The sequence below is a fragment of the Thiomonas islandica genome (assembly GCF_055383445.1).
The window spans coordinates 263,017-276,179 of the sequence record NZ_AP042391.1 but is presented as its reverse complement, the minus strand read 5'-3'; the positions used below and the strand labels follow the sequence as shown (position 1 = coordinate 276,179).

Sequence of the window (13,163 nt, the reverse complement as noted above, 5' to 3'; positions counted from 1 at the left end):
TTCTCTTGGTCGCAGCCTGTGCTTCATCCGGTCGAAAACCGCGTGATACATTGCCTTTCCATTCTTTTTCCACCTCGGACGAGCCGTTGTCTTCTTGCTGCAATGCCTGTTGCCTTTCGCTCCATTTCTGCGCCTGACGGACGTGGCAACTGGGTATTGTCCCGGCTGCATCTGGGGCTGCTGGGCTGCGCGCTGTGGGCGCTGCTGACTGCGCCAGCGCTGGCGCTGATGATTGGCGCGCCGCAGACGCGGGCGGAGCTGGGCCTGCCGTTGCGCATGGACATTCCCGTGCGGCTCGATGGCCAGGAAAGCCTGCCGATGGCTTGCGTGCAGGCACAGGCGCAAGCAGGAGAGTCGGGCGGCAACGTCGGCGGCCTGGCAATCACCTCCAGCCCTAGCAATCATGGCCTGACGCTGAACCTGCGCAGCCTCCAGCCGCTGCGCGAGCCCATCGTCACGGTGCGGCTGCATCTGGCCTGCCAATTCCAGCGCACCCAGGTCTACACCCTGCTTGTCGATCCTCCGGCGCCGGAAATGCCGATGATCGCAGGCAGCGCGGTGGCCGCAGCGCCTGCCGCGCCCGCGCAGTCTGCGCTTTTGCCGACACAGCCTGCGCCGCAGGCGGGCGCGTCTGCGGCGGCGCAGGCTGCAGCGGGCGCGGTGCCGCTCGTGCCGCAGCACAGTGGCAGATCTCCGGCCGTGCGGCAGGCCCGTGTCAAGTCCCTGCAGCCTCTTGCGGCGCAACCGGCGCCGCGTCCGTCGCGTGTCACTTCGCATCCCCCGCCAGCTCAAAGCCGCCTGGAAATGGACCAGTCGGGGCTGTCCGAGATCATGGCGCGGCCGGAGCTGCGCCTCGCTCTGGCGCTGCCGGCGACCTTGCCCAACATCAGCCAGCAACAGCGGGCGCAGTTCAACCAGCTGCGGCAGCTCATCTTCGACGCCATCGCGGCTCCGGGCCAGGCTCAGCCCACGCTGCAGCAGATCGCCGCGCTACAGGCCCGTGCCAATGTGCTGCAGCGCCAGTTCGAACAGGCGGCGCAGCAGGCACAGCAGGCGCAGCGCGAGTTGGCGAGGGTGCGTGCGCAGAGTTATTCCGCCAGCGTCGTGTACGGTCTGCTCGCTGCCCTGCTGGCGCTGGGCGTGTTGAGTTTCTGGTTGTGGCGACGGGGTGCCGATCCAGATCCGGCCGACAGCCCCTTTGCCGCACCTCGCACTGCGGCGACGTCGGCGGAATCTCCCGTCCAGATGCCGTTTGCTGCAGCCACTCCCACCGTGTCGGCCGCCTCCTCGGTGCAGGCCAGCACCATCCATCCTCCGGTCATGCCCTTTGGTCTGCCGCCTCTGGTGGATGGTCGTCCGCTGCAGCCAGAAATCGACGCGCCCCCGCCGCCGAGCACCTGGGGCCATTCGGGCTTCGGCTGGGATTCGCGTTTTCTGCAGCCGGCAACCCTGAGCAAGCAGGTGCAGGTCGACGAACTGATGGACGCCAGTCAATTGGCCGAATATTTCATCGAGACCGGGGATGACGAACGGGCGATCGACCTGCTCGAAAAATCGCTCGACGACAGCGCGAGCAGCCACTATGCCCTGCCTTACTTGCTGCTGTTCGATCTGTACCGCAAGCACGGACGCAAACAGGAATTCGAGGCGCTGTATCAGCGCTTCGGGCGGCGCTTCAACGTGGCCGTGCCGTCATGGGACGAGGCTGCGACGGCATCTGGGCAGGGCCGCAATCTGATGGATTACGACCGCGCAATGAAACTCATTACCCTGGCGTGGGGCAAGCCGCAGAGCGTTTCCGTGATCGAACACATGCTGCTCGACGACCCGAATCGTCACCGCATGGGTTTTGACCTGCCCGCCTACCGCGATCTGCTGATGCTCTACGCCGTGGCGCGCGATCTGTTCCCGGATGCCGTGCCGGCCGAGCATGTCGAGCTCGAGACCCGGCTGGCGTCTGCCGCGCCGGACCTCGATTTCGAGTTGCCGTTGGTCACCGAGTCCGTGCAAGCGGCCTCAGGAGCGTCGACCTCGGAGTTTCGCCTGCAGCCGCCGCAGGACGAGATGAAATAGGGGTAACACTGAATAAAAGTTCCGTGCGCGCCGCGCAGCTGGCCTGCGGGCGGTCTGCGGCGCAGCCCCCGCTCGCCCTCGCTGTGGCTTTGGCTGCCGTGCGCGCCTTGCATCTCATCCCGCAGCCTGGCGCGCAGTATCAAATGGACTGACTCAGTGTTGCCTTGGGCGTTTTGCAGCCCTTACTTCGTGCCGTGTCCGCCCAGCAGTGCGGCGATTTTGCGTCGCGGGCGGATGCTGGGTGAGATCGCTCGCTGGCCCTGAACGGAGGGGCTAGACGGTGCCGGCTCCCACGCCGGTTGCGCGTTCGGATCGGCCTCGTACGGCTTGTCGAACCACGGGTCGTGGTGCGATGGCCGCGTAGGCCGGGCGGTGCTGCCCGAAGCTGCCGGAGGGTTGCGCAAGGGCGTCAAGCGCGGCGCGTGTGCGTCGTGCGCAGCGTCGGCGGCACGGCGGGGGCGTGCGCTGGGCTGCAGTTGCAGCGCGAGCCGGTCGAACTGGCGCTTGATCAGCTTTTCGATGTCGGCCAGCGCCTTGGCATCGCGCGGCGTGGCCAGGGTGATGGCCAGGCCCGAGGCGCCGGCGCGCCCTGTGCGGCCGATGCGGTGGACATAGTCCTCCGCGCTGAACGGTACATCGAAGTTGATGACCCCGGGCAGCTCGGCGATGTCCAGGCCGCGCGCGGCCACGTCGGTGGCGACCAGCGCCTGGATTTCGCCCCGCTTGAAGGCATCGAGCGTGGTCAGCCGCTCGGCCTGAGACTTGTCGCCGTGCATCGCCGCGGCCTTGATGCCGTCGCGCTCTAGCGCCCGCGCTAGCCGACCGGCACCCAGGCGGCTGTTGACGAATACGATCACCTGCGGCAGCGGGTTGTCGCGCAGTAGCTGCACCAGTGCCGCGCGTTTGTCGTCCTCGTCCACCTGGTAGACGCGCTGCTCGACATTGCTCGCAGTGGCATTTGGCCGCGCCACCTCGACCAGCAGGGGGTTTTGCAGATAGCTCTGCGCCAAGCGCTTGATTTCCGGTGAAAACGTGGCCGAGAACAGCAAGGTGGTGCGCTGCGACGGCAGGTAGCCGAGGATGCGCTGCAGATCGGGCAGGAAGCCGATGTCGAGCATGCGATCGGCTTCGTCGAGCACGACGAACTGCACCTGTGACAGATTCACTGTCTTGGCCTCGAGGTGGTCGAGCAACCGCCCAGGCGTGGCCACCAGCAGCTCCACCCCCTTGCGCAGTTCCTCCTTCTGCGGGTTCATGTCCATGCCGCCGAACACGCAGGCGCAGCGCAGCGGGGTGTACTTGGCATAGGCCTTGAGGTTGGTGTAGACCTGGTCGGCCAGCTCGCGCGTGGGCGCGAGCATCAGCGCACGCACCGGGTGCCGTGCCGGCGACATGCTGGTGTTGGCCAGAGGCAGCAATTGCTGCAGGATAGGCAAAGAGAATGCGGCGGTCTTACCGGTGCCGGTCTGTGCTGCGCCCATGATGTCCCGACCACCCAGCAGCAGCGGAATCGCCCTGGCCTGGATCGGCGTGAGCGTCTCGTAGCCCATTTCGGCCACGGCGCGCAGCAGGCGCGGGTCGAGTGCCAGGTCGGAAAAACGTTCGGGCAGGCGGGTGTCGTCGGTCGGGATTGTGGTGTTCATCCGTGCGGAGTGTGTGATGGCGGCGGTGAAAGATTCGAGGCGACCAGGCATCCCGGCAGTCCGGCCTGGGCCCTGGCCGAGTGCCGATCCCGCCCAGCGTTCCGCCTGACACTTGCAGGCGCGCAACCTGCCACAGCGGATTCAAAGCCCTGTGTATTCTAGGCCCATGGCGCGCGGGCACTGCAGCAGAAAATTGCTGCCTGCCATTTTGCAAAATGGGTTTGTGCCCTTATCTGATGACACGGTTGAATCCGCACAGGAACGCATGATGGACTACAAGGACTACTACAAGGTAATGGGCGTGGACCGCAACGCCACGCAGGACGACATCAAGCGCGCCTACCGCAAGCTCGCCCGCAAGTACCACCCGGATGTCAACAAGGAGCCCGGAGCCGAAGCCAAGTTCAAGGAGCTTGGCGAAGCTTACGAGGTGCTCAAGGATCCGGAAAAGCGTGCCGCCTACGACCAGCTCGGCAGCAACTGGCGCGCCGGTCAGGACTTCCAGCCGCCGCCGGGCTGGGGCGCAGGCTTCGAGCAACGCGGTGGCACGCCCGGCGACGAAGCCGATTTCAGCGACTTTTTCGAGGCGCTGTTTGGTCGCCGCAGCTCGGCGCGGCGCAGCAGCGCAGGCGGCCACGGCGTGCACATGCGCGGTCAGGATCATCACGCCCAGATCCTGATCGACCTGGAAGACGCCTACCGCGGTGCCACCCGCACCCTCACCCTGCGCGTGCCCGAGATTGACGCGCAGGGCCATGTGGTCACGCGCGAACGCACGCTGCGCGTACAGATTCCGAGAGGCGTGCGCGCCGGGCAGCACATCCGTCTGGCCGGTCAGGGCGCGCCGGGGCTGGGCGAAGGCGGTGCGGGCGATCTATATCTGGAGGTCGCGTTCAATCCGCACAGCATCTACCGTGTCGAGGGGCGCGACGTGTTCGTCGATCTGCCGCTGGCGCCTTGGGAGGCGGCACTGGGCGCCGAGGTGCAGGCGCCCACGCCCGACGGCATGGTCGAGCTGAAAATTCCCCCCGGCAGCGCTTCGGGCCGTCGCCTGCGGCTCAAGGGCCGCGGTATTCCCGGGGCCACGCCGGGCGATCTGTACGTGGTGACGCAAATCGTCCTGCCGCCAGCCGACACCGACGCGGCACGGGCGGCCTACCAGCGCTTTCGCAGCGAATTTCCCGGGTTCAACCCGCGCGCCCACCTCAAGTAAGGAGCCAAGGCATGAGCACAACCGACACCTCCGCGCCGCTGTGCGGCATTGTCGTGGAAGAACAGGTCGACATCAGCCTGGACGATCTCTGTGCGGTCTGCCGGGTGGAGCGCACGCAGATCATGCATCTGGTGGAAGAGGGCGTGATCGACCCGCTGCCCGCGCTGCCACCTGCCGTGCCTCTGGCGCAGTGGCGCTTCAGCGGCGAGGCGCTGACCCGTGCGCGGCGTGCCGTGCGGCTGCAGCGCGACTTTGAACTCAACGCTGCGGCCACTGCACTGGTGCTCGACCTGCTCGATCAGATCGATGCCCTGCGTCGCGGCGCGTCGCGCTGAAACGCGCAGATGGCGCGACAACCTCGCCTGTGCAGCCCCGGGCATGCGCACCTGGTGCAGCTGCAGTCCGCACCGGATGCCCAGCCGCTGGCCGACGCCGCGCAGCGCGACCAGTTCGTGCGCTGGATGCGCGAGGGCCTGCAGGCGGGTGCGCTGCGGCTGCACGCCTACACGGTGCTGCCGCAGGCGGTCCGGCTGCTGCTGACACCGCAGTCGGCGGCGCAGCTCTCCACCTTCGTGCAGGGGTTGGCCCGGCGCACCAGCAGGGCACTGGGCCGCGCGGACCCTGATCCAGCCCCTGTGTGGGCCGGGCGCTTTCGCAGTGCGGTGGTGCAGCCGGGGCAATGGGAGCTGGCGGCGATGGTCTGGATTGACCGTGCCGCCGAGCACGCCGACGGTCTGGCAGCGGTGGATTGGCGCTGGAGCAGCCATGCCGCGCATTGCGGCGAAACCCAGGCCGGGCAGGTGGCGCCGCCGCTGTCGCTCCCCGCGGTCTATTGGGCGCTGGGCAACACGCCTTTCGAGCGCGAGGCCGCCTACCGCGAGCGGCTGCAGCAGGGGTTGGACGACGCCACCGAGTCGGCGCTGGAGCGCGCGTTGCGCAGCGGCACGGCGGTGGGTGACGTCGCGTTTTTGCGGCAGATCGAGGCCGGCAGCGGTCGGCGCGTGTTACCGGCCCCGCGCGGGCGGCCTCGCACAAGTGCTGCCTGACGTCGAAGTAATCTGTCCCCAAAAAACAGAGGTCACGCCCATTGCCCATTTTTAATGGGGACATGTTGAAAGATTTTGATTGCATCCCCTGCTGCAATGCAGTAAATTGCGTCTGTGTCGTCGACCTTTCGCGGAGCCTGCCATGTCCACGTCTCAAACGCCCGCCTCATCTTCCGAAATCGCTGCGCTGTCGCGCGGCGGTCTGTACTGCCCGCAGAACGAGCATGACGCCTGTGGCGTGGGGTTCGTGGCGCACATCAAGGGGGTCAAGTCGCACGACATCGTGCAAAACGGCCTGCTGATCCTCAAAAATCTCGACCATCGCGGCGCGGTCGGTGCCGACAAGCTGATGGGCGACGGCGCCGGCATCCTGATCCAGATTCCGGATGCGTTCTTCCGCGAGGAGATGGCACGTCAGGGCGTGGAACTGCCGCCGCCGGGTGAATATGGCGTGGGCATGATCTTCCTGCCGCGCGAGCAGGCCTCGCGCCTGGCCTGCGAACAGGAGATCGAGCGCGCAGTCCGCGCCGAAGGGCAGGTGCTGCTGGGCTGGCGTGACGTGCCGGTCGATGCCGACATGCCGATGTCGCCGGCGGTGCGCGCCAAGGAGCCGGTGATCCGGCAGGTGTTCATCGGCCGCGGCCCGGACGTGATGGTCACTGACGCGCTGGAGCGCAAGCTGTTCGTCATCCGCAAGACCGCAAGCCACGCCATCCAGAAGCTCGACCTGCGCCACGGCAAGGAGTACTTCGTGCCGTCGATGTCGGCGCGCACCATCGTCTACAAGGGCCTGCTGCTGGCCGACCAGGTCGGGCAGTACTACAAAGACCTGCAAGACCCGCGCGTGGTCTCGGCGCTGGCGCTGGTGCATCAGCGCTTTTCCACCAACACTTTCCCCGAGTGGCCGCTGGCGCATCCGTACCGGCTGATTGCGCACAACGGCGAGATCAACACCGTGCGTGGCAACTACAACTGGATGCGCGCGCGCGAGGGCGCGGTGTCGTCGCCGGTGCTCGGCGCCGATTTGCACAAGCTCTGGCCGCTGATCTACCCCGGGCAGAGCGATACCGCGAGCTTCGACAACTGCCTCGAGCTGCTGGTGATGGCAGGCTATCCGCTGTCGCACGCCATGATGATGATGATTCCCGAGGCCTGGGAGCAGCACACGCTGATGGACCCGCGCCGCCGTGCGTTCTACGAATACCACGCGGCGATGATGGAGCCGTGGGACGGCCCGGCGGCGATCGCCTTCACCGACGGCCGGCAGATCGGCGCCACGCTCGACCGCAACGGCCTGCGCCCGGCGCGTTATATCGTCACCGACGACGATCTGGTCGTCATGGCCTCGGAGGCCGGCGTGCTGCCGATTCCCGAGAGCCATATCGTCAAGAAGTGGCGGCTGCAGCCGGGCAAGATGTTCTTGATCGACATGGAAGCCGGCCGCATCATCGACGACAAGGAGATCAAAGATCAGCTCGCCAATGCGCGGCCGTACCAGCAGTGGATCGAGAACCTGCGCATCCGCATCGACGATCTCGACCACTTCGGCCACCCCGAGCCGTCGCCGGTGCCGCTGCTCGACCGCCAGCAGGCCTTCGGCTACACGCAGGAGGACTTGAAGTTCCTGATGGCGCCAATGGCCGAGAAGGGCGATGAGGCGGTTGGCTCGATGGGCAACGATGCCGCGCTGGCGGTGCTGTCCAACCGTGCCAAGCCGCTGTACAACTACTTCAAGCAGCTGTTCGCGCAGGTCACCAACCCGCCGATCGACTCGATCCGCGAGAACATGGTGATGTCGCTGGTGTCGTTCATCGGCCCGCGGCCCAACCTGCTCGACATCAACCAGGTCAACCCGCCGATGCGGCTCGAAGTCAGCCAGCCGGTGCTCGACTACGACGACATGGCGCGGCTGCGCTCGATCGCGCAGCACACCGGCGGCAAGTTCCGCAGCTACGAGATCGACATCTGCTATCCGGTGGCCTGGGGTGCCGAAGGCATCGAGGCGCGGCTGGCCTCGATCTGCGCCGAGGCGGTCGATGCGATCAAGGGTGGACACAACATCCTCATCATCACCGACAGGCACCTGAGCGCCGAGCGCGTGGCGATTCCCGCGCTGCTGGCGATGAGCGCGGTGCATCAGCATCTCACCGCGCATGGCCTGCGCACCCAGACCGGGCTGGTGGTCGAGACCGGCAGCGCGCGCGAAACGCACCATTTCGCCGTGCTCGCCGGCTATGGCGCCGAGGCGGTGCATCCGTATCTGGCGCTGGACACCATCGCTGCGATGGCGCGCGATCTGCCTGGCGATCTCAGCGCTGACAAGGCAATGGCCAACTACATCAAGGCCATCGGCAAGGGGCTGCAGAAGGTCATGTCCAAGATGGGCATCTCGACCTACATGAGCTACTGCGGTGCGCAAATTTTCGAAGCGGTCGGGCTGTCGCGCGAGCTGGTCGACAAATACTTCACCGGCACCGCCTCACAGGTCGGCGGCATCGGCGTGTTCGAGGTGGCGCAAGAGGCGCTGCGCATGCACCGAGATGCCTTCGGCAACTCGCCGCTGCTGGCGCACATGCTCGATGCGGGCGGCGAATACGCCTGGCGCGCGCACGGCGAGGAGCACATGTGGACGCCAGATGCCATCGCCAAGCTGCAGCACGCCACACGCGCCGGCAACTTCAACACCTACAAGGAATACGCGCAGATCATCAACGATCAGTCGCGTCGCATGCTCACACTGCGCGGGCTGTTCGAGTTTAGGTTCGACCCGGGCAAGGCGATCCCGATCGACGAGGTCGAGCCTGCGTCGGAAATCGTCAAGCGCTTTGCCACCGGCGCGATGTCGCTCGGCTCGATCTCGACCGAGGCACACGCCACGCTCGCCGTGGCGATGAACCGCATCGGCGGCAAGAGCAACACCGGCGAGGGCGGGGAAGACCCGCTGCGCTATCGCCCGGAAATGCGCACCGGCTCGAGTGGCATCAAGGACGGCGACACGCTGGCCTCGGTGCTCGGCTCGCAGCGCGTGGTCAGCGACATCCCGCTCAAGGCCGGCGACTCGTTGCGCTCGAAGATCAAGCAGGTTGCCTCCGGGCGCTTCGGCGTCACCGCCGAATACCTCGCCAGCGCCGACCAGATCCAGATCAAAATGGCGCAGGGCGCCAAGCCCGGCGAGGGTGGGCAACTGCCGGGCGGCAAGGTGTCTGAGTACATCGGCATGCTGCGCTACTCGGTGCCTGGGGTCGGGTTGATCTCGCCGCCGCCGCATCACGACATCTACTCGATCGAGGATTTGGCGCAGCTGATCCACGACCTGAAAAACGCCAACCCGCGCGCGTCGATCAGCGTCAAGCTGGTCGCCGAAAGCGGCGTTGGCACGATTGCCGCGGGCGTGGCCAAGGCCAAGGCGGATCACGTGGTCATCGCCGGGCATGACGGCGGCACCGGCGCGTCGCCGCTGTCGTCGATCAAGCACGCCGGCTCGGCCTGGGAAATCGGCCTGGCGGAGACGCAGCAGACGCTGGTGCTCAACCGCCTGCGTGGGCGCATCCGCGTGCAGGTCGACGGGCAGATCAAGACCGGGCGCGACGTGGTCATCGGCGCGCTGCTTGGTGCCGACGAGTTCGGTTTCGCCACTGCGCCGCTGGTGGTCGAAGGCTGCATCATGATGCGCAAATGCCACCTCAATACCTGCCCGGTCGGGGTGGCGACGCAAGACCCGGTGCTGCGCAAAAAATTCGCCGGCAGGCCCGAGCACGTGGTCAATTACTTCTTCTTCGTCGCCGAAGAAGTGCGCGCGATCATGGCGCAGCTCGGCATTCGCAAGTTCGACGATCTGATCGGCCGCGCCGACCTGCTTGATGCGCGCAAGGGGATTGACCACTGGAAGGCGCGCGGTCTGGATTTCTCGCGCATCTTCTATCAACCCGAGGTGCCGGCCGACGTGCCGCGCCGCCATGTCGAGGAGCAGGATCACGGCCTGGCCAAGGCACTCGACCATGTGCTGATCGAGCGCGCGCGTCCGGCGCTCGAGCGTGGCGAGAAGGTGCAGTTCATCCAGAACGTGCGCAATGTCAACCGCACGGTTGGTGCCATGCTCTCCGGCGAAGTCGCGCGTCGCTACGGCCACGACGGCCTGCCGGACGACACCATCCACATCCAGATGGAAGGCACTGGCGGGCAGAGCTTCGGCGCCTTCCTGGCGCGCGGCATCACGCTCTACCTCATCGGCGAGGCCAACGACTACACCGGCAAAGGCCTGTCCGGCGGGCGCATCGTCGTGCGTCCGAGCCTGGACTTCCGTGGCGAGGCACCGAGCAACATCATCGTCGGCAACACCGTGCTGTACGGCGCGATCGACGGCGAGGCGTTTTTCCGCGGCGTCGCCGGCGAGCGCTTCGCGGTGCGCAACTCGGGCGCAACCGCGGTGGTCGAAGGCACCGGCGACCACGGCTGCGAATACATGACCGGTGGCACCGTCGTCGTGCTCGGCGAGACCGGGCGCAACTTCGCCGCTGGCATGAGCGGCGGCGTAGCCTACGTCTACGACGTCGACGGCCAGTTCGCCAAGCGCTGCAACACCGCGATGGTCGCACTGGACAAGGTGCTGTCCGCCGCGGAGCAGAAGGCGCAAATTGCCGAGGCGCTGTGGCATCGCGGCCAGACCGACGAAGCCCAGCTGCGTAAGCTGCTGCAGGAACACCTGCGCTGGACCGGTTCGCAGCGCGCACGGGAATTGCTCGACAACTGGGAGCAGGCGCGCAGCCGCTTCGTCAAGGTATTTCCGCACGAATACAAGCGCGCTCTGGGCGAGCTGGCCGCCAAACGCGAGGCTCAGGCCGCCACCGACAAGGCGCGCACCGCCGCCGGCGTGCCGGCCAAGTGATTCGGGCCGTATCGCAAGCTGCCTACGCCAGGACATCATCGAGGATCGATCATGGGAAAAATCACCGGATTCATGGAATTCGAACGGCAGGAAGAGCAATACGAGCCGCCGGCGGTGCGCATCAAGCACTGGAAAGAGTTCGTGCACGAGCTGCCGGAAGACAAGGCCAGGGTCCAGGCCGGGCGCTGCATGGACTGCGGCATTCCGTTCTGCAACAACGGCTGCCCGGTCAACAACATCATCCCCGACTTCAACGATCTGGTCTGGCAAGGTGACTGGAAGCGTGCGCTCGAGGTGCTGCACGCAACCAACAACTTCCCCGAGTTCACCGGCCGCATCTGTCCTGCGCCGTGCGAGGCGGCATGCACCCTGGGCATCAACGAGGCGCCGGTGGGCATCAAGTCGATCGAGCACGCCATCATCGACCGCGGCTGGAACGAGGGCTGGGTGATTCCGCAGCCGCCGCAGCACAAGACCGGCAAGAAGGTGGCCATCGTCGGTTCCGGCCCGGCCGGGCTGGCCGCGGCGCAGCAGCTTGCCCGCGCCGGCCACGATGTCACCGTGTTCGAGAAGAATGACCGCATCGGCGGTCTGCTGCGTTACGGCATTCCCGACTTCAAGATGGAAAAGAGCCATATCGACCGTCGCATCGACCAGATGCAGGCCGAAGGCGTGACGTTCCGCACCGGGGTGCTGGTCGGCGAGCTGCCCAAGGAAGGGCCCGCATCCAAGGTCGCCAACTGGGCCAGGCAGACCATCGCGCCGGAGCAGCTGCTGGCTGAATTCGACGCCGTGCTGCTGTCTGGCGGCGCCGAGCATCCACGCGATCTGCCGGTGCCCGGGCGTGAGCTCGAGGGCATCCATTTCGCGATGGAATTCTTGCCGCTGCAGAACAAGGTCAACGCCGGCGACAAGGTCAAAGGGCAGATTCTCGCAACCGGCAAGCATGTGGTCGTGATCGGCGGCGGCGATACCGGCAGCGACTGCGTCGGCACCAGCAACCGCCACGGCGCGTTGTCGGTCACCCAGTTCGAGCTGCTGCCGCAGCCGCCAGAGCAGGAAAACAAGCCTTTGGTCTGGCCATACTGGCCGATCAAGCTGCGCACCTCCAGCAGCCATGAAGAGGGCTGCTCGCGCGACTGGGCCGTGGCGACCAAGGAATTCCTCCCGGGCACCGGCAAGGACAAGAGCAAGGTCAAGGCGATCAAGGCGTGCCGCGTCGAATGGAAAGACGGACGCATGCAAGAAGTGCCGGGCAGCGAGTTCACCCTGCAGGCCGACCTGGTTCTGCTGGCCATGGGCTTCGTCCATCCGGTCTCCAGCGTGCTCGACGCCTTCGGGATCGACAAAGACGTGCGCGGCAATGCCAAGGCCGGCACTGAAGACGAGACCGGCTACCACACCAACGTACCCAAGGTGTTCGCCGCTGGCGACATGCGCCGCGGGCAAAGCCTGGTGGTGTGGGCGATTCGCGAAGGCCGCCAGGCCGCCCGCGAAATCGACCGGTTCCTCATGGGGTCGACCGAGCTGCCGCGGTGACACCGCACCGGGCCGCGCCGGGCCGCCTGCGTCGCAACCGCCGGGCAGCCCGCGCCGAGACGGCGTCGCGCACGAGGCGGGCATGATGCCAGACGCCGACGACCCCTACGGCCTGCCGCAGCTTCCGGGGCGCGACCCGCAACGCCTGCTCGACGCCACCCTGGCCAGCCGCCCGCCGGGCGATCTGTGGGTCTTCGGCTACGGTTCATTGATCTGGAACCCCGAGGTCGCGCACACCGAGGTGCGCCCGGCACGGGTCTGGGGCTGGCGGCGCACCCTGCGCATGTGGTCGCGCATCAACCGTGGCACCGAGCAGTGTCCCGGTCTGGTGTTCGCGCTGATGGCCGGCGGCTCCTGCACTGGCATTGCGCTGCGCGTGCCGCAGTATCAGGCCGAGCGCGAACTGCGCCTGCTGTGGAAGCGGGAAATGCCCCGCGCCGTCTACGATCCGCGCTGGCTGCGCACCCGCACGCCAGACGGCGAGGTGCAGGCGCTGGCTTTCACCCTGTCGCCCACCAGCCCGAGCGACACCGGCCCGTTGAGCGACCAGCAACTCATCGACATCCTGCGTACCGCCCGTGGCCGCTACGGCACCACGCTCGAATATGTGGTGCGCACCGCCTACGCGCTGCGCGATCTCGGCATCCGCGACGCCGAGGTCGAGCGCATCATGGCACTCGCCGCGCAGCACCGGCTGATCTGAACCCTTCGGAACTTGCGCGCAAGCGCTGGTGTTTGGGTAGCATGGGCTGGTATCACTCTGC

The 13,163-nt window shown here is 66.7% G+C and carries 8 protein-coding genes; 7 read left to right on the top strand and 1 reads right to left on the bottom strand.

The window, feature by feature from the left end; all coding sequences use genetic code 11:
• The first annotated feature begins 156 nt into the window (after positions 1-156).
• Positions 157-2,073, top strand: coding sequence for a tetratricopeptide repeat protein (locus ACZ47F_RS01345; RefSeq protein WP_464925519.1), 1,917 nt, complete (start codon positions 157-159; stop codon positions 2,071-2,073).
• 182 nt (positions 2,074-2,255) lie between these two features.
• Here the strand turns inward: ACZ47F_RS01345 and ACZ47F_RS01340 are convergent, their stop codons facing one another.
• Positions 2,256-3,716: a DEAD/DEAH box helicase gene (locus tag ACZ47F_RS01340; protein ID WP_464925518.1), complete on the bottom strand. Its 1,461-nt coding sequence runs from the start codon at positions 3,714-3,716 to the stop codon at positions 2,256-2,258.
• 268 nt (positions 3,717-3,984) lie between these two features.
• Between ACZ47F_RS01340 and ACZ47F_RS01335 the strand changes: the two genes are divergently transcribed.
• The 6 genes from ACZ47F_RS01335 to ACZ47F_RS01310 all read left to right on the top strand — a co-directional run bounded on the left by ACZ47F_RS01335 (position 3,985) and on the right by ACZ47F_RS01310 (position 13,102).
• The gene (locus ACZ47F_RS01335; protein WP_464925517.1) at positions 3,985-4,929 is read left to right on the top strand and encodes a DnaJ C-terminal domain-containing protein; all 945 of its coding nucleotides are present in this window, start codon (positions 3,985-3,987) and stop codon (positions 4,927-4,929) included.
• Between the two features lie 11 nt (positions 4,930-4,940).
• The gene (locus tag ACZ47F_RS01330) at positions 4,941-5,264 is read left to right on the top strand and encodes a chaperone modulator CbpM (RefSeq protein WP_464925516.1); all 324 of its coding nucleotides are present in this window, start codon (positions 4,941-4,943) and stop codon (positions 5,262-5,264) included.
• A 9-nt stretch (positions 5,265-5,273) separates the two neighbouring features.
• Complete coding sequence (locus tag ACZ47F_RS01325; RefSeq protein ID WP_464925515.1) at positions 5,274-5,975, top strand: transposase; 702 nt, start codon at positions 5,274-5,276, stop codon at positions 5,973-5,975.
• 142 nt (positions 5,976-6,117) lie between these two features.
• On the top strand, positions 6,118-10,860 hold the full coding sequence (locus ACZ47F_RS01320; RefSeq protein ID WP_464925514.1) for a glutamate synthase-related protein: 4,743 nt from the start codon (positions 6,118-6,120) through the stop codon (positions 10,858-10,860).
• Between the two features lie 51 nt (positions 10,861-10,911).
• Positions 10,912-12,399 carry a glutamate synthase subunit beta gene (locus tag ACZ47F_RS01315; RefSeq protein ID WP_464925513.1) on the top strand — a complete coding sequence of 496 codons (1,488 nt, stop codon included), beginning with the start codon at positions 10,912-10,914 and terminating at the stop codon, positions 12,397-12,399.
• 82 nt (positions 12,400-12,481) lie between these two features.
• Positions 12,482-13,102, top strand: a complete 621-nt coding sequence (locus ACZ47F_RS01310; RefSeq protein ID WP_464925512.1) for a gamma-glutamylcyclotransferase — start codon at positions 12,482-12,484, stop codon at positions 13,100-13,102.
• Positions 13,103-13,163: the final 61 nt, after the last annotated feature.

Bases quoted from the DNA above. Each gene is read 5' to 3' on its own strand.
- ACZ47F_RS01340 (WP_464925518.1), bottom strand. From the start codon at position 3,716: ATGAACACCACAATCCCGACCGACGACACCCGCCTGCCCGAACGTTTT.
- ACZ47F_RS01335 (WP_464925517.1), top strand. From the start codon at position 3,985: ATGGACTACAAGGACTACTACAAGGTAATGGGCGTGGACCGCAACGCC.
- ACZ47F_RS01330 (WP_464925516.1), top strand. From the start codon at position 4,941: ATGAGCACAACCGACACCTCCGCGCCGCTGTGCGGCATTGTCGTGGAA.
- ACZ47F_RS01325 (WP_464925515.1), top strand. From the start codon at position 5,274: ATGGCGCGACAACCTCGCCTGTGCAGCCCCGGGCATGCGCACCTGGTG.
- ACZ47F_RS01320 (WP_464925514.1), top strand. From the start codon at position 6,118: ATGTCCACGTCTCAAACGCCCGCCTCATCTTCCGAAATCGCTGCGCTG.
- ACZ47F_RS01315 (WP_464925513.1), top strand. From the start codon at position 10,912: ATGGGAAAAATCACCGGATTCATGGAATTCGAACGGCAGGAAGAGCAA.
- ACZ47F_RS01310 (WP_464925512.1), top strand. From the start codon at position 12,482: ATGATGCCAGACGCCGACGACCCCTACGGCCTGCCGCAGCTTCCGGGG.